Here is a 2091-nt window from a genome sequence, read left to right as displayed (position 1 = left end):
ACCTATCATGGCAGCTGGATCTATCCCGAGGAGAGCTTCCTGCGCATTGGCGGTGTGCCGTTGTTTACGGGCTTCATGTACGCGGCAGTGGGCTCCTATCTGGCGCGAGTCTGGCGCATCTTCGACTTCCGGTTTGACCGTTTCCCGCCACTCTGGGTTCAAGCCAGTCTGACAACCGCGATTTACGTGAATTTCTTCGCGCATCACTGGCTGCCGGATGTCCGGATCGCCCTGTTCGTGGGCACGGCGATGGTTTATGGGCCATGCTTGGTCTGGTTCCGCGCTGATGAAGCCCACAGGCCGATGCCGCTCGTCATCGGGTTCCTGCTCGTGGCAGTTTTCATCTGGTTTGCTGAGAATCTTGGAACATTCGCCCGCGCCTGGGCCTATCCCGGGCAAGAGCATGGCTGGCAGATGGTCTCTTTATCGAAACTCGGTTCGTGGTATCTGCTGATGATAATCAGTTTTGTTCTGGTGGCTATGGTCCACCGGGCGCCGGGAGGGCCACGCATTGAAGATCCAGAAGCTGCTCGTCGCAAACAGGGGCGAGATCGCCTGTCGCATCTTTGAGACCTGCCATGGGCTCGGCATTGCGACAGTCGCCGTCTATTCCGATGCCGATGCGCGCGCGAAACATGTCCGCGAGGCCGACGAAGCGATCCATATCGGCCCGTCGCCTGCGCCCGAAAGCTATCTCAAGGTCGAAGCCATCTTGGCCGCTGCCAAGGCGACCGGCGCCGATGCCATCCATCCGGGCTATGGTTTCCTGTCCGAGAATGCCGATTTCGCCGAAGCCGTCGAGAAAGCGGGCCTCATCTGGGTTGGCCCTTCGGCCAAGGCGATCCGATCCATGGGCCCGAAGGACGAAGCCAAGCGCATTGCCGAAGAGGCCGGCGTGCCTGTGCTGCCCGGCTATCGCGGCGAAGGGCAGGAGCTGGAAACGCTTGCCAGGGCGGCGAAAGATGTCGGCTTTCCGCTGCTGATCAAGGCGGTTGCCGGGGGCGGCGGGCGCGGCATTCGCCTCGTCTCCAAGGCGGGCGAGCTGAAGGCCGAGCTGGAAAGCGCGGTGCGTGAGGCCGAAAGTTCCTTTGGCGATGGCCGGGTCATGCTGGAAAAACTGGTCGAGCAGCCACGCCATATCGAAGTGCAGGTCTTTGGCGATGCGCATGGCAATGTCGTCCATCTCTATGAACGCGATTGCTCGCTGCAGCGTCGCCGCCAGAAAGTCATTGAGGAAGCGCCCGCGCCCGGCATGCCGGATGATGTGCGAGCGGCCATGACGGACGCAGCGGTGAAGCTGGCGCAGGCTGTTGGGTATCAGGGCGCGGGCACGGTGGAATTCATCGTGGACGGGTCAAAGCCGCTGGGCGTCGACACGTTTTGGTTCCTCGAAATGAATACCCGTCTCCAGGTCGAGCATCCGGTGACCGAGATGATCACAGGGCAGGACCTTGTCGCCTGGCAATTGCTGGTCGCTTCCGGCGAGGAAATCCCGCTGGCGCAGGACGAGATCCCGCTGATGGGCCATGCCATCGAGGCGCGCATCTGCGCCGAAGACCCGGCCGATGGCTTCCGCCCCGGCGCGGGGCTGATCCTGGAATTCGGCCTGTTGCAGCCCATTGATGGGGAAACGATCCGCTGGGATGCCGGTTTCGAGACGGGTGATCGCGTACCATCCAACTATGATTCCATGATCGCGAAACTGATCGTGCACGGAGAAGACCGCGACGCGGCGGTTGACCTGCTGACCGAGACGCTGTCGCACACCCAACTCTCGGGCGTGCCGGCCAATACCGGCTTCCTGCGTCGCTGCGCCCAGTCGGACGCGTTCCGCGATGGCACGCATCATGTGAACTGGATTGCGGAGCAGGGGGATGCGCTGACCCAGCCTCCCGCCGCGCATCAGCATGCATCCGTTCTCGCCGTCAGCGACATCGAGCTGGATGACAGCGCTGCCGTCACGCCATGGGGAATCCGGGATGGGTTCCGGGCGAATGCGGCGCCTGTGCGCAAAGCGGCCGTGGCGGTGGGCGCGGATGCAGACTGGTTTGACCCGTCCGAGCATGACGTCGATCCGGACGCGCCGCTGCC

General features: G+C 62.9%; 2 protein-coding genes. Both read left to right on the top strand.

The window, feature by feature from the left end:
- On the top strand, nucleotides 1–570 hold a 570-nt coding region (locus tag B4F73_RS04795; protein WP_290482620.1), incomplete at its 5' end, for a DUF817 family protein.
- On the top strand, nucleotides 512–2091 hold a 1580-nt coding region (locus B4F73_RS04790; RefSeq protein ID WP_290482619.1), incomplete at its 3' end, for an acetyl-CoA carboxylase biotin carboxylase subunit. The genes B4F73_RS04795 and B4F73_RS04790, both read left to right, overlap by 59 nt.

It is taken from the genome of Hyphomonas sp. UBA3601 (assembly GCF_002375605.1).
In the GTDB taxonomy this organism is placed as follows: domain Bacteria; phylum Pseudomonadota; class Alphaproteobacteria; order Caulobacterales; family Hyphomonadaceae; genus Hyphomonas.
The sequence above is the reverse complement of the archived record's forward strand: the minus strand, read 5'-3'. Positions and strand labels throughout refer to the sequence as shown.